This is a genomic window from Streptomyces sp. NPDC023541 (genome assembly GCF_055559995.1).
In genome coordinates, this window is the sequence record NZ_JBVHJO010000005.1 from 239454 (window position 1) to 259858 (window position 20405).

Here is a 20405-nt window from a genome sequence, read left to right on the forward strand (position 1 = left end):
CCGTGCCACGGGTTCACCCGAACGGGTTCTCCGAGCCCGCACCCGGGGTTTCGCGCACCTCACCGCCCGGCGGCCGACTCCTGCTCCGCCGGCGGGGGAGCCTCGGCGCCGTCACCGTCCGACTCCCCCTCGCCGTCCCCGTCGCCGCGGGTGGCCGTCCAGGCGGAGATGTACAGCAGCAGCTTCGCCATGAAGTTGATCCAGAGCAGCAGGGCGATCGGCACGCCGAAGGCGCCGTACATGCTCTTGGCGGCGACCTCGCGCATGTAGCCGCTGAGGAGCAGCTTCAGCAGCTCGAAGCCGGCGGCGCCGATCAGCGCCGCCTCGATCAGGCGGCGCCTGGGCGGTTCGACGCCGGGGAGCAGGGTCAGGAGGTAGAGCAGCACCAGGAAGGCGGCCACCACGCCGACGAGGAAGGCGAAGGCGCGCAGCAGCGCGCCGCCCGGGCCCTCGCGCGGGATGCCCAGCAGGTCGGCGGACTTCCCGACCGCGCTGGACCCGAGGATCGAGGCCGCCGCCGAGACCAGGCCCACTGCGCCGAGGCCGAGCAGGACGAGCCCGTCCTTGCCCTTGCGGACGATGGGGTTCCCCTCGTCCTCGTCGTCCTTCTCCCACACCGCGCGCAGGCAGTCCCGCATCGAGCCCACCCAGCCGATGCCGGTGAAGAGGAGGAGGGCGCCGGCGACGAGGCCGATCGTGGCGGCGTTCGCGACGAGTCCCCCGATGTCGAGCTGGTCGGAGATGCCGGGGACCTGTTCGGCGAAGGCCTTCTCCAGCTTGTCCAGCTGCTCGTCGCTGAGCAGCGCCGCCCCGACCGCCGCGGCCACGGCGATCAGGGGGAAGAGCGCGAGGAAGCTGATGAAGGTGATCGCGGCGGCGAGCCGGGTCCAGTGCACGCGGTCGAGGCGTTCGTAGGAGCGCCACGCGTGCGTCTTCATGAGACGACCCGCCAGCGGCCCGACCACCGGGAGTTTCGTCAGCCAGTCCATGGGGTCACCGTAAATGAGACGCCGGAAATAGCCGGGATTGTCGGTTTCAGGGACTACGGTCGTCGATTGTGACTTTTCGCCCAGCGCCCTCGACGGGGCGTCCGTTCCACACCCTGGTCCTGCGGAGGCTGAGGTTCCGTGCCCGGCGCACCGCCCGGCTGACCCTGCGCCCGCTCCGTCAGGAAGGCCGTACGGTTGCCCCGGCGGACTGGTCCACGGGAGAACCCGGCTGCGCCGGAACGCCTATGGGCCCCTTCCCGAACGGGTATTCGCGCAGCTTGCGCCAGACCCCGTCGGAGCCCTGCTCGTAGAGGGCGAACCCGGCGCAGACCCATTCGGCGGCGTACTCGGCCAGCGTGGTGAACGCCAGGTCCATCGCCTCTTCGGAGATTCCGTGGGCGACGGTGACGTGCGGGTGGTACGGGAAGGCCAGCTCGCGGCTGAGCGGCCCGGAGGGGTCGCGGACCTCGCCCTGGAGCCGGGTGCAGCCCGCGGCACCCTCGGCGATCCGGACGAAGACGACCGGCGAGACGGGCCGGAAGGTTCCCGTCCCCTCCAGCCGCATCGGGAAGGCGCGGAAGGCGGCCGCCACCTGGGTCAGGTGGGCCCGGATCGCCGGGAGCCGGTCCGCCTCCACCTCGGTCGGCGGTACGAGGGTGACGTGCGTGGGGATGCCGTGCGCGGCGGCGTCCCCGAAGCCCGCGCGCAGCTCTTGGAGCTGGCTGCCGTACGGCTCCGGGACCGCGATCGAAACGCCGAGCGTTACGGTCCCCACGAATCTCTCCTCCGCTTGTCCCTGTGGACTCCTGCCGCCCCAGTGTGCGGCCAGGACCCCTCTTCGTGCCAGAGCCGTCTTTCCGTAGGTGCGTTCGTCAGTGCTTGGCGGGCAGCAGACCCAGCCGGTCGTACGCCTGCGCGAGGGTCTCCGCGGCCACCGCGCGGGCCTTCTCCGCGCCCTTGGCCAGGATGGAGTCCAGGGTCTCCGGGTCGTCCAGGTACTCCTGGGTGCGCTGCTTGAAGGGTGTGACGAAATCGACCATCACGCCGGCCAGGTCCGTCTTCAGCGCGCCGTAGCCCTTGCCGGCGTACTTCTCCTCCAGGGCGGGGATCGACTCACCCGTGAGGGTGGAGTAGATCGTGAGCAGATTGCTGACGCCGGGCTTCTTCTCGGTGTCGAACCGGATCTCGGCCTCGGTGTCGGTGACCGCGCTCTTGATCTTCTTCTCGGTGACCTTGGCCTCGTCGAGGAGGTTGATCAGGCCCTTCGGGGACGACGCCGACTTCGACATCTTGATCGCCGGGTCCTGGAGGTCGTAGATCTTCGCGACCTCCTTGACGATGTGGGCCGCCGGGAGGGTGAAGGTCCGGCCGAAGCGGCCGTTGAAGCGCTCGGCCAGGTCGCGGGTCAGCTCGATGTGCTGGCGCTGGTCCTCGCCGACCGGGACGGCGTTCGCCTGGTACAGCAGGATGTCGGCGACCTGGAGGATCGGGTACGTGAAGAGGCCGACGCTGGCGCTGTTGACGCCGCCCTTGGCGGACTTGTCCTTGAACTGCGTCATCCGGCTGGCCTCACCGAAACCGGTGATGCAGTTCATCACCCAGCCGAGCTGCGCGTGCTCGGGGACGTGGCTCTGGATGAAGAGCGTGCAGCGCTCCGGGTCCAGGCCGGCGGCGAGCAGCTGCGCGGCGGAGAGGCGGGTGTTCGCGCGCAGGTCCTTCGGATCCTGGGGCATGGTGATCGCGTGCAGGTCGACGACCATGTAGAACGCGTCGTGCGTCTCCTGGAGGGCGACGTACTGGCGGATGGCTCCGAGGTAGTTCCCGAGGTGGAACGAACCGGAGGTGGGCTGGATGCCGGAGAGCGCGCGAGGACGATCAGAAGCCATGGCCCCATTCTCTCAGGTGCGGGACGGGCTCGTGCCCGCCGTCGGCCGGTTCCGTCCCCTGCGCGATGCCCGTGGCCGCTGCCCACACCCGCGCCTCAATCGCCGGCGGGGCCGGATTTTCAGCCCGCAGGCGATTGCGGCGCGGGGGCCGGGGGCGGAGCCCCCGGCAGTGGTGCCGCAGGACTACGACAGCGGCAGGCCCGGGGCCGGGAAGGCGGCCATGAGGTCGGCGACCTCCGCGCGGATCGTGGCGAGGGCCGGCTCGTCGCCCTTGGCCGCCGCGTCCACGCTGCGGGCGATCCAGTCGGCGACCACCGGCATGTGCTCCGTGGTCAGCCCCCGGGACGTCAGCGACGGCGTGCCGATCCGCACCCCCGAGGGATCGAACGGCTTGCGCGGGTCGAACGGCACCGTGTTGTAGTTCACGACGATGCCCGCCCGGTCCAGCGCCTTGGCCGCGACCTTGCCCGGCACCTCCTTGCCCGTCAGGTCGATCAGGATCAGGTGGTTGTCCGTACCGCCCGACACCAGGTCGAAGCCCCGCTCCAGCAGTGCCGCGGCCAGCGCCTTGGCGTTGGCCACGACGGCGTGCGCGTACCGGACGAAGGACGGCTGCGCCGCCTCGTGCAGCGCCACCGCGATGCCCGCCGTCGTCTGGTTGTGCGGGCCGCCCTGCAGACCGGGGAAGACGGCCTTGTCGATCGCCTTCACGTGCTCCTCGCGGCACATCAGCATCGCGCCGCGCGGACCGCGCAGGGTCTTGTGGGTCGTGGTGGAGATGACGTCCACGTGGCCGGCCGGAGACGGGTGCGCGCCGCCCGCGATCAGGCCGGCGATGTGGGCGACGTCCGCGACCAGGACCGAGCCCGCCTCGCGCGCGATCTCCGCGAAGGCGGCGAAGTCGATGGTCCTCGGCAGGGCCGTGCCACCGCAGAAGATCACCTTGGGCCGCTCGGCGAGGGCCAGCTCGCGCACGGCCTCGTAGTCGATCAGTCCCGTGTCGGTGCGGACGCCGTACTGCACGCCGCGGAACCACGAGCCCGTCGCCGAGACGCCCCAGCCGTGCGTCAGGTGGCCGCCCATCGGCAGCGCCATGCCCATGACCGTGTCGCCGGGCTGCGCGAAGGCCAGGTACACGGCCAGGTTGGCCGGGGAGCCGGAGTACGGCTGCACGTTGGCGTGGTCCACCCCGAACAGGCCCTTGGCCCGCTCGATCGCGAGGGCCTCGACCCGGTCGATGTTCTGCTGGCCCTCGTAGTAGCGGCGGCCGGGGTAGCCCTCGCTGTACTTGTTCTGCAGCACGGTGCCGGAGGCTTCGAGGACGGCCGCGGACACGTAGTTCTCGCTGGGGATCAGGCGCAGCGTCTCCGCCTGGAGGACTTCCTCCGCGGCGACGTAGGACGCCAGTTCGGGATCGGTCGCGGACAGGGCGGGATGGCGGCTCGCGGACATGGCGGGCTCCTCCGGGGTCGATGTGATCGGTACCCCGCGAGGCCCAGGCGAGCGGCCCTGTATGCGGTCGAGCGCGCACGACTCCCCCGGAGTTGGTTCTCCGTACGCCAGTCGCCGTGCGTACCGAACACCCTAGATGAGCCAGTCCGCAGTGTCGCCTGCGGGGAGGGGGCATGCACGCACATCTGCCGCGTTCGCCCGCGGTGGCCCCGCCCGGCCACCGCGGACTCACTCACCCGGCGGGCGCGCCGCGGAACAGGTTTCTGCGTCCGGGATACGAGCGACGATAAGAAGGTGACGCCACCCTCGTCACCGCTTCACCGGCCAGACGGACGATCGGAGACCCCGTGTCGACAACAGCTGATGCCATCCGCTCCGCCGACGCGCACAGCGCGCACAACTACCACCCGCTGCCCGTCGTCGTCGCGTCCGCGGAAGGCGCGTGGATGACCGACGTGGAAGGCCGCAGGTACCTCGACATGCTCGCCGGGTACTCGGCGCTCAACTTCGGGCACGGCAACCGCCGTCTGATCGACGCCGCACGGGACCAGCTGGAGCGGGTCACGCTCACCTCGCGCGCCTTCCACCACGACCGTTTCGCCGACTTCTGCACCGAACTCGCCGCGCTGTGCGGCAAGGAGATGGTGCTGCCCATGAACACGGGTGCGGAGGCGGTGGAGACGGCGGTGAAGACCGCCCGCAAGTGGGGCTACGAGGTCAAGGGCGTCCCGGACGGCCACGCCAAGATCGTGGTGGCCGCCGACAACTTCCACGGGCGGACCACGACGATCGTCTCCTTCTCGACGGACCACGAGGCACGCGACCACTTCGGCCCGTACACGCCCGGCTTCGAGATCGTCCCGTACGGGGACCTCACCGCGCTGTCCCACGCCGTCACGGAGAACACCGTGGCCGTGCTGCTGGAGCCGATCCAGGGCGAGGCGGGGGTGCTGGTGCCGCCCGCCGGATACCTGAGCGGCGTACGGGAACTGACCCGCGAGCGGAACGTGCTCTTCATGGCGGACGAGATCCAGTCGGGGCTCGGCCGGACCGGGAAGACCTTCGCCTGCGAGCACGAGGGCGTCGTCCCCGACGTCTACATCCTCGGCAAGGCGCTCGGCGGCGGTGTCGTGCCGGTGTCGGCGGTGGTCGCCGACCGGGACGTGCTGGGGGTGTTCGGGGCCGGCCAGCACGGGTCCACCTTCGGCGGGAACCCCCTCGCGTGCGCCGTCGCGCTGGAGGTGATCGCGATGCTGCGGACCGGCGAGTACCAGCAGCGGGCCACCGAACTGGGCGACCACCTCCACCGCGAGCTGGGCATGCTCGTCGGCGGGGGCGCCGTCACCGCCGTGCGCGGCCGCGGCCTGTGGGCGGGCGTCGACCTCCACCCCTCCCGCGGAACGGGCCGGGAGATCTCCGAGAAGATGATGGAGCGGGGCGTGCTCGTGAAGGACACCCACGGGTCGACGATCCGGATCGCCCCCCCGCTGGTGATCGGCAAGGAGGACCTGGACTGGGGGCTGGAACAGCTCCGGTCGGTGCTGTCGGCGTAGCGGGCCGGCCGACCCGCCCTCAGAGGATGACGTGGGGCAGGAAGCGGGCGTACTCGTCCGTGACCGGCCCCGCCGATTCGCGGATCCCGAGCCCCGCCGCCTCGTCCTCGACGACCCACGCGCCGAGCACCACCCGGTTGCCGTCGAAGTCGGGCAGCGGGGCCAGCCCCTGGAAGCAGTACCGCTCGCCCGGCTCCGGTACGAACGGCTGCCCGTCCGGGCCCGGCTCGTGCAGGGTGACGCCGGCGCCCTCACGGCCGAGGAGGGGCTTGGCCACGTACCCGGCCGAACCGGGCTCCGCCAGCTCGCGCGGGCCGTCGAGGTAGGCGGGCAGCAGGTTCGGGTGTTCCGGGAAGAGCTCCCACAGGATCGCGAGCAGCGCCTTGTTGGAGAGCAGCATCTTCCACAGCGGTTCGATCCAGCAGGTGGTGCCGGAGCCGCCGCCGTGGTCGTAGGTGCCGAGGACCTGCGGGCCGAACTCGTCCGTGGCCAGCCACTCCCACGGGTAGAGCTTGAAGCAGCTGCGGATGAAGCGGAGCTTCTCGTCGACGAACCGGCCGGACAGGCTGTCCCAGCCGATCTGCTCGACGGACAGGGCGTGGGTCTCCAGGCCGGCCTGGTCCGCGGTCTCCTGGAGGTAGGCGACCGTCATCAGGTCCTCGCCGAGCTCGTCGGTCTCGGAGTGCGCGAAGTGCAGCGGGCCGGGCGCCAGCAGCTCCGCCTGGCGGCGCCAGGCGTCGACGAGGCGCTCGTGGAGGGAGTTCCACTGGTCGGCGCCGGGAAAGCGTTCCTCCATCCAGAACCACTGCGGGCTGGCCGCCTCCACGAGGGAGGTGGGGGTGTCCGCGTTGTACTCCAGCATCTTGGCCGGGCTGCCGCTGCCGTCGTAGCGCAGGTCGAAACGGCCGTAGAGGGAGGGCTGTTCGGCGCGCCGCCGCCAGGACTCGGCGATCAGCGCGGCCAGCTTGGGGTCGGTGATGCCGAGATCGGCGAAGCGGTCGTGCTCGACGATGTGCGCGGCTGCGGCCAGGCACATGGCGTGCAGTTCCTCGACGACGTTCTCCAGGGCCTCGACCTCGGGGAGCGAGAAGGAGTAGTAGGCGCTCTCGTCCCAGTAGGGGCGCAGGGAGTCGTCGGGGTAGCGGGTCAGGGGGTAGATCAGCCCCTGCTCCTCGACCGTCTTCTGCCAGCCGGGGCGGGGCTCGATGGTGTGCCGCTGCATCGTCTCGGTCAGCCGCCGCTGGAGCCGGAGCTGGAGTGGCCGCCGATGCCGTTGCGGGTGACGGCGGACTTGTCGAAGCTGCCGCCGGAGACCTTGCCGGCGGCCACGTGGCCGCCGTAGTAGTAGGCGCCGGTGCCGCCGCTCTTGCACTCCTTGTTGTTCAGGTGCTCCAGCGTGGAACGGGAGGCGCAGCGGCGGTCCGGTTCGTCGCTGCTGCCGCAGGCCACGAGGGTGGCCGCGAGCAGGCCCATGCCTCCGAGGGCGACGGCTCCGGAGCGCATCCGGCGCTGATTGGTGCTGCTGCTGTCCATGTCTGCTGCTCCCCCTGGGGCCTGGCGTGCTCCCGACAGACTAGAACGGGCTCCCCGGCCAATGGAATCCGGCCGCCGTGAGATCCGTGACCTAGAGTCAGTTCGTGCTGATTGGGATGATTTGCGCGCTGGGTGCGGCGGTGTGCTTCGGCACGGCGTCCGTTCTGCAGGCCGTCGCGACGCGGGCGGTGGAGCCGGGCAGCGGGTCCGGGGTGGACGCGGCGCTGTTCCTGCGGGCCGCGCGGCAGTGGCGCTACGTCCTGGGCCTCGGCCTGGACGCGGCCGGATTCGTACTGCAGATCATCGCGCTCCGGCACGTGCCGATCTACGTGGTCGGGGCCGCGCTGGCCGCCAGCCTGGCGGTGACGGCGGTGGTCGCGTCGAGGCTGATGGCGGTGCGGCTGTCCCCGGCGGAGTGGTCCGCGGTGGGCGTGGTGTGCGCGGGGCTGCTGATGCTGGGCCTCTCCGCGGGGGAGGAGGGCGCCGGGACCGGTTCGCTCGCACTGAAGCTGGGGCTGCTGGGCGTGGCGGTGCTGGTGCTGCTGGTCGGGGCGGTCGCGGGCGGGCTGCCGGACGGGCCGCGGGCACTGGTCCTCGGTCTGGGGTCGGGCACGGGCTTCGGCGTGGTGGAGGTCTCGGTGCGGCTCATCGACTCGGTGTGGGACTTCGCCGACCCGGCCCTGTACGCGCTGCTGCTGGGCGGCGCGGCGGGGTTCCTGCTCCTGACCTCGGCGCTGGCGCGCGGCTCGGTGACGGTCGCGACGGCCGGCCTGGTGCTCGGCGAGACGGTCGGCCCGGCGGTGGTGGGCGTGGTCTGGCTCGGCGACCGCACCCGGGAGGGCCTGACGTGGCTGGCGGTGACGGGCTTCGCGGTGGCCGTCGCCGGCTCCCTGGCGCTCTCCCGCTTCGGCGAACCGAAGTCGCCACCGGCCCCAGCACCACCACTTGCCTGAGCGGAGCCCGGTTTCCCGCCCACCGCACCGTTGCGGGGGCGCTGCCCCCGAGCCCGCGGTCCTGGCAGAGCAGCCCCGCCGGCGTGTGAGTCGCGGGGGTCCGGGGGGGGCGGCGCCCCGCCGGCGGCTGCGCGCCCCGCAGGGTCACGGCAGCGAGGCGGCGAGCGCCGCGAGCGTCGGCGACCACGCACTGTCCGACGGTGTCCCGTAGCCGACGACCAGCGCGTCCCGCGGCGCGACCTCCGCCTGCGGGTGGCGGAAGGCGGAGAGGCCGTGCAGGGCCAGGTCCTGCCAGGCCGCCGACTGCAGCACCGACCGCTCCGTGCCCGCCGGGAGGTCCAGCACCGCGTGCAGGCCCGCCGCGATCCCCGAGACCCCCACCACCCGGCCGGCCACCGCCGCCACCAGCTCGTCCCGCCGCCGCCGGTAGCGCAGCCGCATGCCGCGCACGTGCCGGTCGTACGCCCCGGATCGGATGAACTCCGCCAGCGTGAGCTGGTCCACCGCGCTGGAGGTCCAGTCCGTGTACCCCTTCGCCGCGGTGACCTCCTCCAGCAGGCACGGCGGGACCACCATCCAGCCGATCCGCAGCCCCGGGGCGAGGGACTTGCTGGCCGTGCCGAGGTACACCACCCGGTCCGGGTCCAGGCCCTGCAGGGCCCCCACCGGCTGCCGGTCGTAGCGGAACTCGCCGTCGTAGTCGTCCTCCAGGATCAGCCCGCCGGTGGTCCGGGCCCAGTCGACCGCGGCCGCGCGGCGGGCCGGGGTCAGGGCCGCGCCCGTCGGGAACTGGTGGGCCGGGGTCAGCAGCACCGCGCCCGCCGCCGCGGTCAGCTCGCCCGTACGGGCCCCCTCGCCGTCGACCCCGAGCGGCCCGGTCCGCAGCCCCGCCCGCACCAGCACGTCCCGGTGGAAGTCCAGTCCGTACCCCTCCACGGCCACCTCCCGTACCCGCCGCCCCCGCAGCACCGCCGCGAGCAGCTGCAGCCCGTGCAGGAAGCCCGCACACAGAACGATCCGGTCCGGGTCCGCGTACACCCCGCGCGCCCGCGCCAGGTAACCCGCCAGCGCCTGCCGCAGCTCGACGCGGCCGCGCCCGTCGGTCGCGTAGCCGAAGGCCTCGTTCGGGGCGGCGGTCAGCGCCCGCCGGGCCGCCGACAGCCAGGCCGCGCGCGGGAAGCCGCCCAGGTCCGGGGTGCCGGGGATCAGGCTGTACGCGGGCCCGCTCCGCGCGGGGCGGCGTACGGGGACGGCCGCCGCGGCCCGGCGCGGGCGGGCCCGTTCGGCGACCCGGGTGCCGGAGCCCTGCCGAGCCGTGAGCCAGCCCTCCGCGACGAGCTCGGCATACGCCTCGGCGACCGTGTTCCGGGCGATGCCCAGGTCCGCCGCGAGGGTCCGGGAGGACGGCAGCCGGGTGCCGGCCGCCAGCCGTCCGCTGCGCGCGGCCTCCCGCAGCGCCTCGGTGAGCCCGGCCCGAAGGCCGCGCCCGGCAGAGAGGTCCAGATGCAGGTCGGCTCCGAAAGTGGCCCAAGGATCCGTCATGGACATGGACCATATCGGCGGGCCGCCTCGCTCCTAGTGTGGATCACATGACGACCACCGCAGAGAACCGGCAGACCCACTCGCCCACCCACGACCACGCCCCCGAGCACACCCCGCGCATGCACATGGCGAAGCTCGCCCCCGAGGTCTACAAGGCCGTCCTGGCCCTGGAAATCGCCGCCCGCAAGGGACTGGAGCCGTCCCTGGTGGAGCTGGTCAAGATCCGGGCCTCCCAGGTCAACCACTGCGCCTTCTGCCTCGACATGCACACCAAGGACGCGATCGCCGCCGGTGAGAGCATCGAGCGGATCGTGCAGCTGGGCGCCTGGGAGGAGTCGCGGCACTTCTACACGGAGAAGGAACTCGCCGCGATCGAGTTCACCGAGGCCGTCACGGTCCTGACGGACGGCTTCGTGCCCGACGAGGTGTACGCGAAGGCCGCGGCGCACTTCGAGGAGCGCGAGCTGGCCCAGCTGATCGCCGTCATCGCGACGATCAACGTGTGGAACCGCATCGGTGTCACCACGCGCATGGTGCCGGGCCACTACAAGCCGGGCATGTACAAGAGCTGACCCGACCCGGCCGGGCGCGGGCGGCCCGGCCGGGCACGGGCGAACCGGCCGGGCACGGGCGAACCGGCCGGGCACGGGCGAACCGGCCGGGCACGGGCGAACCGGCCGGGCCGGCCCGTCAGCCCGTCAGCCCGTCAGCCCGTCAGCCCGTCAGCCCGTCGGGCGGAACGCCGCCAGCGCCGCCGCGTGGTGGTCCTGCGTGACCTGCCACTCGGCGACCGGGCCCGCCGTCAGCAGCGCCCACTTGGTGCCGTCCGCCGCGAGGAAGACCCGTTCGACGCCGCGCCGCACCCCGCGCGACTCCTCGCTGTCGTACTGGTAGACGAGTTCGGCCGCGCTCGGGCTGCCGGACACCGGGCCGACGCTGATCTCCTCGTATCCCCGGGTGCCGCCCCGCAGGTAAGTGGAGGCCTGCTTGACCGCTTGGAGCGGGCTGAGCTCCGGCTCCGACACCCGGAACACCTGGATCAGAGCGCTCCGGTCGGCCGAGCGGTAGAACACCCCCTCCTTGAGCTCCTCGCGCGCCCAGCCCGCCGGGACGGCGATGGTGAAGCCCGCCGCGTCCTGCTTCGTCTCGTGGGCTCCCGCGCCGGGGCCGGTGGCGGTGGGGCTCGGGGTGGGCGTCCGGGTCGGTCCGCCGCCGGTGGACGGGACGCCGGTGGCCGTGGACGGGCCGCCGGACACCGTCGGCGCGCCCGAGGTCACCGTCCCGTTCTTCTCCCCCGCGCGGTCCGCGTCGCCCGTGTCCCGGGCCACGAACCACACGGCGGCCGCACCGATCGCGACGGAGGCGACGGCGATGCCCGCCGTCGCCGGGGTCAGCCACCGGCCGCGCGGCCCGTCGGCGGTCCCGTGGCCGGGCTGCGGCGGCGCGGGCGGAGGCCCGTACGGAGGCGTGGGCGCGGTCGGCGGCTGCGGCGGGAGCGGCGGCAGGCCCTGGACGCCACCCGGCGGGGCCCCCGCCGGGGGCCCCGCCGGCGCCTGGTCGACCACCCAGCGCTGTGCCTGCGCGTCCCAGCGGCGCGGGCCGGACGGCGGCTGTGCCGGAGCCACGTATCAGCCCCCCAGCGCGCCGAGCAGGCTGCCCAGGGCAGCGGCCGCGCTCACCGACTCCACCAGCGGGGCCCACCGCTCCAGCGCCTCGCGCAGCCGGGTGACCAGGCCGGGCCGGATCTCCTCGGTGCCCTCCAGCTGCTCGGCGACCCCGTCCAGTTCGGCGTCGAGCGCGGTCCGGTCGGCGCCGCGCGGTGCCTCCCGCACGAGGGCCTGGCGCAGGGCGAGCACCGCCTCCAGCAGCTCCGCCGCGCCGGGCGCGTCCGCTCCCGTACCGCCCTGGTGGACGGTGTTGGTGTTGCCCGAACCGCCGATGCTGAACGCGCTGTCGTGGACGCTGCCGATCCGCACGGCGGGCTCGTGTGCGCCCCCGTCACCTGTTGCCATGGCTCCCCCTGTGTGTGCTGTTGTGGTTCCCGCTGCCGCCGAAGCTGGCAGCGCTGTCGTGCATCGACCCGATGTACGTGCCGCCCGCGCCGACGTAGACGTCGGCGCGCCGCGCGAACGCCTCGGTGTGCCAGCCGGCTTCGTCCAGCACCACGGTAATGCCGGCGACGATCCGGTCCTGAATGGTCTTCAGGTACCGGTCGAGGTCCATGAGGTGGAACAGCGATCCGTTGTCCTGCGCGGCGAGTTCGCGCACCGACGCCCGCGGCCCCTCCGGGCGGGCCCCGCCGTTGCCGGCGGTGGCGATCCGCCACCAGCTCGCGATGCCGCGGCCCAGGGTGACGAGGGCGGCCGTGAAGGAGGCGGGCGTGTGCCGCAGGGCCCAGACGGCCTTCCCGAACCGGCTGTTGTTCAGGTAGCGGTGGGCGTCAGCGTCCGCGTTGTGGAAGGCGACGTGGACGGGCAGCAGCACGTGCGGCGCCACCTCCACCATCATCATCCCGCCCTGGGTGTGGACCCGTACGAACACGGTGACGACGAGGTTCTCGTCCCAGCCGCCGACCCGGACGCGCAGGAAGTACCGGCGGCGCTCGCCGCCCTCCTCGATCGCGGCGGCCCGGTGCGCCTCGAAGTCGGCCCGCAGGTGCGGGCCTTCGTCGCGGTGGTCCAGCCCTCCGCCCGGCAGGAACACACAGCTGTCCACGACCAGCTCGCGCATGCGGTCCAGGACGGCGGCCTCGGCCTGCGGGGACCCGTGCTGCGACGGCACCCGCAGCCGCTCCAGCAGCGGCACGATCCGCTCCACGATGCGGGCGTTGGTGAGCGGCTCCGGTTCGCGGCCGGCTTCGAGGTCCTCGCGGGCGCGCAGCTCGAAGGACACCTGCCAGGGGCGGTACGCCTCACCGGCCCCGACGAACGGGTCGTTGATGTCGTACATGATCATCGGCGCGTGCTGCTCGTGCAGGATGCGCTGCCGTACGCGGGCGAACCGTACGCCTTGCTCCGCTTCCGCCGGGTCGGCGGAGCGGTGGGCGTAGCGCTCCCGGTTGAGGTCGGTGGCGATGGTCCGGGCGACGTGGCCGCGCTGGAGTCCTACGACGGTGACGACCGCGGCGAAGACCGCCGGGACCCATCCGAGGACGAAGCCGGCCGCCGGGCCGCCGATGCCCTGCGAGAAGAGCAGCGCGCCGAGGCCGATGGGGCCCTCGTCCTCGTCGCCGAAGGCGCCGAGGAGGGCCAGCCAGATGCCGAGGACGAGGACGACGATGACGGCGAGGTTCCACCAGGCGTAGATCCGCACGACGAGGGCCAGCAGGCGCGGCAGCAGCCCGGACCGGGCCCTGAGCCAGCCGGCGAGGCTCAGCAGCAGGAAGGGGAAGAGGACCACCACGAGGGCGCCCCCGGTGAGGAGGGACCCCGCGAACCAGGCGCCGAGTATGCCGACCGCCCAGCCGATTTCGGCGCGACGGGCGCGCAGGGCGTGGGCGAGGACGCGCGAGGCGTCGAAGCCGTAGGAGGGCGCGACGATGCGCTCCTCGTGGACGTACAGCTCCTCGATGACGCGGTCGCGGTACCCGGCGTCGAGGTAGGTGCCCGCGCACAGGAACCGGCCGGCCTCGCTGACCGCGGGGTCGACGGGGGGACGGCCGGTGCGGGGGTCGTCCGGCGGGGCGCCTGTGTACTGGCGGGGAATCGGGCTCTCGGTCACCGACCGACCTTAGATTTCCCTTACAACTTGCGACAGGCGGAATCACGCCAAAGCGCCCCGGCCTGTGGGGGCCGGGGCGCTTGGGGTCGTGCTCCTCGCCGAGGTGGCGCCGGTGTCCGCGCTCCTCGGTGGGGAATTACGGATCAGATCAGGCCGAGCTCGCGGACCGCGTCGCGTTCCTCCGACAGCTCCTGGACGGAGGCGTCGATGCGGGCGCGGGAGAACTCGTTGACGTCCAGGCCCTGGACGATCTCGTACTTGCCGTCCTTGCAGGTGACGGGGAAGGAGGAGATAAGACCCTGCGGGACGCCGTAGGAGCCGTCCGACGGAATGCCCATCGAGGTCCAGTCGCCCTCGGCGGTGCCGTTGACCCAGGTGTGCACGTGGTCGATGGCGGCGTTGGCGGCCGAGGCGGCGGAGGACGCGCCACGGGCCTCGATGATCGCGGCGCCGCGCTTGGCGACGGTCGGGATGAAGGTGTCGGCGAGCCACGCCTGGTCGTTCACGACCTCGGCGGCGTTCTTGCCGGCGATCTCCGCGTGGAAGATGTCCGGGTACTGGGTCGCCGAGTGGTTGCCCCAGATCGTCAGGCGCTTGATGTCGGAGACGGCGGCACCGGTCTTGGCGGCCAGCTGCGAGATCGCGCGGTTGTGGTCCAGGCGGGTCATCGCGGTGAAGCGCTCGGCCGGTACGTCCGGGGCGGCGGCCTGCGCGATGAGCGCGTTGGTGTTGGCCGGGTTGCCCACGACGAGAACCTTGATGTCGTCCGCGGCGTGCGCGTTGATGGCCTGGCCCTGCGGCTTGAAGATGCCGCCGTTGGCGGCGAGCAGGTCGCCGCGCTCCATGCCCTTGGTGCGCGGGCGGGCGCCCACGAGCAGCGCGACGTTGGCACCCTCGAAGCCCTTGTTCGGGTCGTCGAAGATGTCGATGCCGGCGAGCAGCGGGAAGGCGCAGTCGTCGAGCTCCATGGCGGTGCCCTCGGCGGCCTTCATGCCCTGGGGGATCTCCAGGAGGCGGAGCTTGACCGGCACGTCGGCGCCGAGCAGGTGACCGGACGCGATACGGAAGAGCAGCGCGTAGCCGATCTGGCCGGCGGCGCCGGTGACGGTGACATTCACAGGAGTGCGGGTCATGGCCTTCTCCGTTAGACAGCTGGCGGTGGGGCGTCCCTGCCCCATGTGCTGGAGGACGCCGCTCCCCTGTAAATCTTGACGTGAAGAGACATCCGCGGTCAGGCTATCCGACCCGGGCGCGGCCCAACCCCCGGGTCCCTGTGGTGCGCGGCACACGCGCCCCGGCGTTTCGAAGGCTCAGCCGGTTCCCGGGCTTCCGTTCGACCGGGAGGGTCCGCTCCGTCCGGCGCGCTCAGCGCACGGTGAAGCGGACAGCGCTCTCCAGGAACGGGATCTCCAGCAGCGGCCTGGGCTCCATCACCAGCGCCAGCAGCGTGATCGCCACGCCCAGCACCCCGTAGGTGATCATGTCCGTGAAGCGGGACCGCACCGCGAGCATTCCCACCGAGGGCAGCACGCGCCGCAGCACCGACGCCGCGATCAGGGCCACGCCGATCACCAGGCAACCGAACCGGGCCTGCCCGAGCGCCGTGGCCAGCAGCCCCACCGCGGTCGCGGCGAGCACGCTGAGCATCGGCCACTGCCGGGCGGGCGTGGACACGGCTCCCGGGACGGCGCGGCCGCTGCCCTCGGGGCGGGCCGTGTCCCGCGTGATGGACGGGAAGCGGCGGGACTTCGCCGCGCCCCTCCCGCTCCCGTTCACGTGCTCGGCGCCCGGTTCAGCCCGCACGGCCGGTCCGCTCCGCCGCCTCGACGACGTTGACGAGCAGCTGGGCGCGGGTCATCGGGCCGACGCCGCCCGGGTTCGGCGAGATCCACGCGGCGACCTCGGCGACGCCGGGGTGCACGTCGCCGACGATCTTCCCGGCTTCGTCGCGGCTGACGCCCACGTCGAGCACGGCCGCGCCCGGCTTGACGTCCTCGGGCTTGACCAGGTGCGGGACTCCGGCCGCGGCGACGACGATGTCCGCCTGGCGCAGCAGCCCGGAGAGGTCGCGCGTACCGGTGTGGCACAGCGTCACGGTGGCGTTCTCGGACTTGCGGGTCAGCAGCAGGCCGATGGACCGCCCGACGGTGATCCCGCGGCCGAGCACGACGACGTGCGCCCCGTTGATCTCGACGCCGTGGTGGCGCAGAAGTTCGACGATCCCGTAGGGGGTGCAGGGCAGCGGGCCCGGCTCGTTCAGCACGAGCCGGCCCAGGGAGGTGGGGTGCAGGCCGTCGGCGTCCTTCAGCGGGTCCATCAGCTCCAGGACCCGGTTGGTGTCGATGCCCTTGGGGAGCGGGAGTTGCACGATGTAGCCCGTGCACTGCGGGTTGGCGTTGAGCTCCCGCACGACCTCCTCGATGTCCTCCTGGGAGGCCGTGGCGGGCAGTTCGCGCTGGATGGAGGCGATGCCGACCTCGGCGCAGTCCTTGTGCTTGCCGTTGACGTACCAGCGGCTGCCCGGATCGTCGCCGACCAGCAGGGTGCCGAGGCCGGGGGTGATGCCCCGGGCCTTCAGTGCCGCCACGCGGGCGGTCAGTTCGGACTTGATCGCGGCCGCGGTGGCCTTGCCATCGAGAATCTGGGCGGTCATGCCCCCATCCTCCCGGATGAGGTGGCCCTGGTTCCAGTCAAGGCGCTCGCAGGACCTCAGGGTTCATTGCACTTGCACAACAAGTGACCGTCCGTATGCCAACCGGCTGGACAAGGCCTCGCCGGTCGGACCACGATGAAAAGGACTGAGTGCCGCGGGCAGTGCCGGGGGGCGGACCGCACCGTGCAGGATTCCTCCGCGCTTCATTGCCGTGCGTCCCCGCACTTCCACGGAGGAACACCCCAGATGAGTTTCGGCGACCCGCACAATCCGTACGGACAGCAGCCGGCGCAGGGCCAGCCCGGTTACGGCTACCCGCAGCAGGCCCCGCAGGGCATCCCTCCGCAGGGCGGCTACGCCTACCCGCAGCAGGCCCCCCAGGGATACCCCGGCGGCCCCGCCGGCTACCCGGGCGGTCCGGGCGGCTACCCGGGGGCGCACATGGAGATGCCCGGCGGCGCGAAGGCGGCCCGCGTGATCCTCTTCATCCTGAGCAGCCTGCAGGCGCTGTTCGGCCTGCTCATCATCATCGGCGGCGCCGTCTTCGCCTCTGCCTTCTCAGGGTCCTCCAGCTCCTCGGCGCAGGACGTGGGGACCGCCGTCAGCGTCGGCTTCGTCATCGGCGGCCTCTTCCTGATCGGCGTGGCCCTGTGGCCGTTCCTGACAGCGGTCAAGATGGGCAAGGGCCGCAACGGCGTGCGCGTGTCCGGCATCGTCTACGGCTCCCTGCAGACCTTCTTCGCCGGACTCAGCCTGCTCGTCAACGTGGCGGCCCTCGGTGCGAGCGAGCAGTCGTCGGGCGGACCCACCGCCATCGTCCTGCTGCCCGCCGTGGTCTCCCTCGCCCTCGGCCTCACGATCGTCATCGGACTGGCGAAGGCCGGTGACTACTTCAAGCGCCCGAGCTACTGACCCGCTCGTCCGCAGAACCGGCGAAGGCCGCGACCCGCAGTGCGGGTCGCGGCCTTCGCCGTGTCGGGGGAGCCGGACTCAGGTCAGTGGAAGAAGTGCCGGGTGCCGGTGAAGTACATCGTCACGCCGGCCTTCTGCGCGGCCTCGACGACCTGCTCGTCACGGACCGAACCGCCGGGCTGGACGACGGCCTTGATGCCGGCGGCCGTCAGGATCTCCAGCCCGTCCGGGAAGGGGAAGAAGGCGTCGGACGCGGCGTACGAGCCCTGCGCGCGCTCGGCGCCGGCCCGCTCGACGGCGAGCTTCGCCGAGTCGACACGGTTGACCTGGCCCATGCCGACACCGACCGAGGCGCCGTCCTTGGCGAGCAGGATTGCGTTCGACTTGACGGCCCGGCAGGCACGCCACGCGAAGGCCAGCTCGGCGAGCTCGGCCGGGGACAGGGCGTCGCCGGTGGCCAGGGTCCAGTTGGCCGGGTCGTCGCCCTCGGCCTGGAAGAGGTCCGACTGCTGCAGCAGCGCGCCGCCGGAGACGGGCTTGAGGTCGCCCGGCTGGTGCGGGGTGCCGTCGACCTTCAGGACACGGATGTTCTTCTTCTTGGCGAGGATCTCGACCGCGCCGTCCTCGTAGCCGGGGGCGGCGATGACCTCGGTGAAGATCTCCGCGACCTGCTCGGCCAGCTCGACGGTCACCGGACGGTTGACGGCGATGACGCCGCCGAACGCCGACAGCGGGTCGCAGGCGTGCGCCTTGCGGTGGGCGGCTGCGACGTCCGCGCCCACCGCGATGCCGCACGGGTTGGCGTGCTTGATGATCGCGACGCACGGCTCTTCGTGGTCGTAGGCGGCGCGGCGCGCGGCCTCGGTGTCCACGTAGTTGTTGAAGGACATCTCCTTGCCGTGCAGCTGCTCGGCGTTGGCCAGCCCGCCCGGCTGCCCGTCCGTGTAGAGGGCGGCGGCCTGGTGCGGGTTCTCGCCGTAGCGCAGGGTCGACTTGCGCTCCCAGGCGCCGGCGAGGAACTCGGGCAGCGCGCCCTCCTCGCCCTCCGGGGCGTACGCGTTCGTGAACCAGGAGGCGACGGCCACGTCGTAGGCGGCGGTGTGCTGGAAGGCCTCGGCCGCCAGCCGCTTGCGCGCGGTGAGGTCGAATCCGCCGCCCTGGGCCGCGGCGATGACGTCGGCGTAGCGCGCGGGGCTGGTGACCACGGAGACCGACGGGTGGTTCTTGGCGGCGGCGCGGACCATCGAGGGGCCGCCGATGTCGATCTGCTCGACGCACTCGTCGGGAGTGGCACCCGACCGGACGGTGGCCTGGAACGGGTACAGGTTGACGACGACGAGGTCGAAGGGCTCGACGCCCAGCTCGGCGAGCTGGCTGCGGTGGTCCTCCAGGCGCAGGTCGGCCAGGATGCCGGCGTGCACGCGCGGGTGCAGGGTCTTGACCCGGCCGTCCAGGCACTCGGGGAAGCCGGTCAGCTCCTCCACCTTGGTGACGGGCACCCCGGCGGCGGCGATCTTCGAGGCGGTGGAGCCGGTGGAGACGAGCGCGACGCCCGCCCCGTGCAGGCCGCGGGCCAGCTCTTCCAGTCCCGTCTTGTCGTAGACGCTGATGAGCGCACGCCGGATCGGCCGCCGGGTCGTGGTCGGGTCGTTGCTCGCTGCGGTGTCTGCGGCGGTCACTGGATTGTTACCTTTCGTCCCTCAATGCGGTAGCCGTGCCGGGCCAGGCGCCCCACGACCTCGACGAGCAGCTTTCGCTCGACTTCCTTGATGCGCTCGTGAAGAGCGGCTTCGTCGTCCTCGTCCCGGACCTCGACCACACCCTGGGCGATGATCGGACCGGTGTCCACGCCGCTGTCCACGAAGTGGACCGTGCAGCCGGTGACCTTCGCGCCGTAGGCGAGCGCGTCCCGTACGCCGTGGGCTCCCGGGAATGCGGGGAGGAGGGCGGGGTGGGTGTTGACGAACCGGCCGCCGAAGCGGTCGATGAACTCCTTGCCCACGATCTTCATGAAACCGGCCGACACGACGAGGTCGGGGGCGTACGCGTCGGTCGCCGCGGTGAGGGCGGCGTCCCACTCGACGCGGCTCCCGAAGTCCTTCACCGGGCAGACGAAGGTGGGGATCCCGGCCTTCTCCGCCCGCTCCAGGCCGGCGATGTTCGCGCGGTCGGCTCCCACGGCGACGACTTCGGCACCGAAGCCCTCGGCTCCGCCGGGATGGGCGTCGATGGCGTCGAGCAGGGCCTGGAGGTTGGTGCCGGACCCTGAGACCAGCACGACCAGGCGGGAGGCGGCCATGGGAGGCCCTTTCTCACGGAATTGCGGTGTTCGTCTTTGTGTGGTCATACAAAACTTCGGGGTACCGATATACGGGGGACCATACGAAGCCGCCGACCGCCTGCAACGATACCGGCACACCGGACGGCCCCCGAGGGACGGGGGGACGGGCGGGCGGTAGCGTCTGGCCTACAAGCCGCAAACTGGCCCACCTCGCCTCGATGTCCTCGCGACGTCCACGACACAGGGGAAGTAACACACCCGATGCCGGACCGCCGTCAGCCCGACTCCCCCACCGACGACAACCCCTTCGCGGCCCCGCCGGAAGGCCGGCCCGACCAGCCGTGGCAGCCGCGCACCGGCGGTGACGGCGGGAACGGCGACGGGGACGGCCCGGGGGACTCGGGCGGGCAACGGGGGCCGGGGCGCTGGGACCCGACGGACCCGATCCAGCGCCGCGCCCGGTACGCGCTGCTGGCGGGCATGTGGGGCTTCTTCTTCGGGATCTTCGGGATCCCCTCGGTCGGCCTGCTGCTGGGCGCGCTCGCCCTGTACTGGGGGATCAGCGCGCTGCGCGGCAAGCCGGCGGCGGCGACCGGCGAGCCGGGCGCCCCGACGGGCCTGGAGGCCCTCGGCCCGGCGGCCCGCCCCCAGCGCACGGCGGCGGTGAGCGGCCTGGTCACCGCCTCACTGGCGATCCTGCTGGCCATGAGCTCGTACGCGCTGCAGCTCGCGTACAAGGACTTCTACGTGTGCCGCGACGACGCCCTCACCAAGTCGGCGGAACTCCAGTGCAACACCCTCCTGCCGAGCAACTTCGTCGGCGAGGTCCTGAAGGTCCGCCAGTAACGCCGCCCGAAGCGCCGGCGCCCACCCACTCAGCCCCGCCCCGCCGACCCACCAGCCCCGCCGGCGCTTGAGGCGCGGGGCCCAG

At 72.5% G+C, this 20405-nt stretch carries 20 protein-coding genes and 1 riboswitch; of the genes, 5 read left to right on the forward strand and 15 right to left on the reverse strand.

Annotation, left to right across the window (positions count from 1 at the left end):
• Nucleotides 1-59: 59 nt before the first annotated feature.
• The 4 genes from ACZ3X1_RS14655 to ACZ3X1_RS14670 form a co-directional block, all read right to left on the reverse strand.
• Nucleotides 60-989 carry a YihY/virulence factor BrkB family protein gene (locus ACZ3X1_RS14655; protein ID WP_467279930.1) on the reverse strand — a complete coding sequence of 310 codons (930 nt, stop codon included), beginning with the start codon at nt 987-989 and terminating at the stop codon, nt 60-62.
• A gap of 178 nt (nt 990-1167) precedes the next feature.
• The gene (locus ACZ3X1_RS14660; RefSeq protein ID WP_362625176.1) at nt 1168-1764 is read right to left on the reverse strand and encodes a 2'-5' RNA ligase family protein; all 597 of its coding nucleotides are present in this window, start codon (nt 1762-1764) and stop codon (nt 1168-1170) included.
• A 97-nt stretch (nt 1765-1861) separates the two neighbouring features.
• Nucleotides 1862-2875: a tryptophan--tRNA ligase gene (gene trpS, locus ACZ3X1_RS14665; RefSeq protein ID WP_362625174.1), complete on the reverse strand. Its 1014-nt coding sequence runs from the start codon at nt 2873-2875 to the stop codon at nt 1862-1864.
• 183 nt (nt 2876-3058) lie between these two features.
• Nucleotides 3059-4327, reverse strand: coding sequence for a serine hydroxymethyltransferase (locus ACZ3X1_RS14670; RefSeq protein ID WP_467279934.1), 1269 nt, complete (start codon nt 4325-4327; stop codon nt 3059-3061).
• Nucleotides 4328-4361: 34 nt separating this feature from the next.
• A riboswitch (ZMP/ZTP riboswitch) is annotated at nt 4362-4452 on the reverse strand.
• A gap of 222 nt (nt 4453-4674) precedes the next feature.
• On the opposite strand from ACZ3X1_RS14670, the gene rocD reads away from it, so the two are divergent.
• Nucleotides 4675-5880 carry an ornithine--oxo-acid transaminase gene (gene rocD / locus ACZ3X1_RS14675; protein ID WP_467279935.1) on the forward strand — a complete coding sequence of 402 codons (1206 nt, stop codon included), beginning with the start codon at nt 4675-4677 and terminating at the stop codon, nt 5878-5880.
• A gap of 19 nt (nt 5881-5899) precedes the next feature.
• Here rocD and ACZ3X1_RS14680 read toward each other — a convergent pair whose 3' ends face one another.
• Both ACZ3X1_RS14680 and ACZ3X1_RS14685 read right to left on the reverse strand, forming a co-directional pair.
• Nucleotides 5900-7102: a glutathionylspermidine synthase family protein gene (locus ACZ3X1_RS14680; protein WP_356811447.1), complete on the reverse strand. Its 1203-nt coding sequence runs from the start codon at nt 7100-7102 to the stop codon at nt 5900-5902.
• Between the two features lie 8 nt (nt 7103-7110).
• Nucleotides 7111-7413, reverse strand: coding sequence for a hypothetical protein (locus ACZ3X1_RS14685; protein WP_356811448.1), 303 nt, complete (start codon nt 7411-7413; stop codon nt 7111-7113).
• A gap of 104 nt (nt 7414-7517) precedes the next feature.
• Between ACZ3X1_RS14685 and ACZ3X1_RS14690 the strand changes: the two genes are divergently transcribed.
• Nucleotides 7518-8366, forward strand: coding sequence for a DMT family protein (locus tag ACZ3X1_RS14690; protein WP_362625169.1), 849 nt, complete (start codon nt 7518-7520; stop codon nt 8364-8366).
• Nucleotides 8367-8510: 144 nt separating this feature from the next.
• On the opposite strand, the gene pdxR is transcribed toward ACZ3X1_RS14690, so the two are convergent.
• Nucleotides 8511-9908 carry a MocR-like pyridoxine biosynthesis transcription factor PdxR gene (gene pdxR, locus ACZ3X1_RS14695; protein ID WP_467279936.1) on the reverse strand — a complete coding sequence of 466 codons (1398 nt, stop codon included), beginning with the start codon at nt 9906-9908 and terminating at the stop codon, nt 8511-8513.
• Nucleotides 9909-9955: 47 nt separating this feature from the next.
• Here pdxR and ACZ3X1_RS14700 point away from each other — a divergent pair, with 47 nt between their 5' ends.
• Nucleotides 9956-10480 (forward strand): carboxymuconolactone decarboxylase family protein, encoded by a 525-nt coding sequence (locus ACZ3X1_RS14700; protein WP_356811451.1) that lies wholly within the window; start codon nt 9956-9958, stop codon nt 10478-10480.
• Between the two features lie 150 nt (nt 10481-10630).
• Here the strand turns inward: ACZ3X1_RS14700 and ACZ3X1_RS14705 are convergent, their stop codons facing one another.
• The 6 genes from ACZ3X1_RS14705 to ACZ3X1_RS14730 form a co-directional block, all read right to left on the reverse strand.
• Nucleotides 10631-11533, reverse strand: coding sequence for a hypothetical protein (locus ACZ3X1_RS14705; protein ID WP_467279937.1), 903 nt, complete (start codon nt 11531-11533; stop codon nt 10631-10633).
• A gap of 3 nt (nt 11534-11536) precedes the next feature.
• On the reverse strand, nt 11537-11920 hold the full coding sequence (locus ACZ3X1_RS14710) for a hypothetical protein (RefSeq protein WP_362625163.1): 384 nt from the start codon (nt 11918-11920) through the stop codon (nt 11537-11539).
• Complete coding sequence (locus ACZ3X1_RS14715; protein ID WP_362625161.1) at nt 11907-13628, reverse strand: hypothetical protein; 1722 nt, start codon at nt 13626-13628, stop codon at nt 11907-11909. Before ACZ3X1_RS14715 ends, ACZ3X1_RS14710 begins: the two co-directional genes overlap by 14 nt.
• Before the next feature lie 143 nt (nt 13629-13771).
• A complete protein-coding gene (locus ACZ3X1_RS14720; protein WP_356811455.1) occupies nt 13772-14761 on the reverse strand; it encodes a malate dehydrogenase in 990 nt (329 codons plus the stop codon).
• 232 nt (nt 14762-14993) lie between these two features.
• Nucleotides 14994-15431: a DUF3017 domain-containing protein gene (locus tag ACZ3X1_RS14725; RefSeq protein WP_356811456.1), complete on the reverse strand. Its 438-nt coding sequence runs from the start codon at nt 15429-15431 to the stop codon at nt 14994-14996.
• A complete protein-coding gene (locus ACZ3X1_RS14730; RefSeq protein WP_356811457.1) occupies nt 15421-16281 on the reverse strand; it encodes a bifunctional methylenetetrahydrofolate dehydrogenase/methenyltetrahydrofolate cyclohydrolase in 861 nt (286 codons plus the stop codon). The genes ACZ3X1_RS14725 and ACZ3X1_RS14730 overlap by 11 nt, the downstream gene beginning before the upstream one ends.
• Nucleotides 16282-16527: 246 nt before the next feature.
• On the opposite strand from ACZ3X1_RS14730, the gene ACZ3X1_RS14735 reads away from it, so the two are divergent.
• Nucleotides 16528-17193 carry a hypothetical protein gene (locus ACZ3X1_RS14735; protein WP_356811458.1) on the forward strand — a complete coding sequence of 222 codons (666 nt, stop codon included), beginning with the start codon at nt 16528-16530 and terminating at the stop codon, nt 17191-17193.
• Nucleotides 17194-17276: 83 nt separating this feature from the next.
• Here the strand turns inward: ACZ3X1_RS14735 and purH are convergent, their stop codons facing one another.
• A complete protein-coding gene (gene purH, locus ACZ3X1_RS14740) occupies nt 17277-18872 on the reverse strand; it encodes a bifunctional phosphoribosylaminoimidazolecarboxamide formyltransferase/IMP cyclohydrolase (protein ID WP_356811459.1) in 1596 nt (531 codons plus the stop codon).
• Nucleotides 18869-19492 (reverse strand): phosphoribosylglycinamide formyltransferase, encoded by a 624-nt coding sequence (purN, locus tag ACZ3X1_RS14745; protein WP_362625156.1) that lies wholly within the window; start codon nt 19490-19492, stop codon nt 18869-18871. The genes purH and purN overlap by 4 nt, the downstream gene beginning before the upstream one ends.
• 243 nt (nt 19493-19735) lie before the next feature.
• On the opposite strand from purN, the gene ACZ3X1_RS14750 reads away from it, so the two are divergent.
• Complete coding sequence (locus tag ACZ3X1_RS14750) at nt 19736-20320, forward strand: hypothetical protein (RefSeq protein WP_356811461.1); 585 nt, start codon at nt 19736-19738, stop codon at nt 20318-20320.
• The last annotated feature ends 85 nt before the right edge of the window (nt 20321-20405 follow it).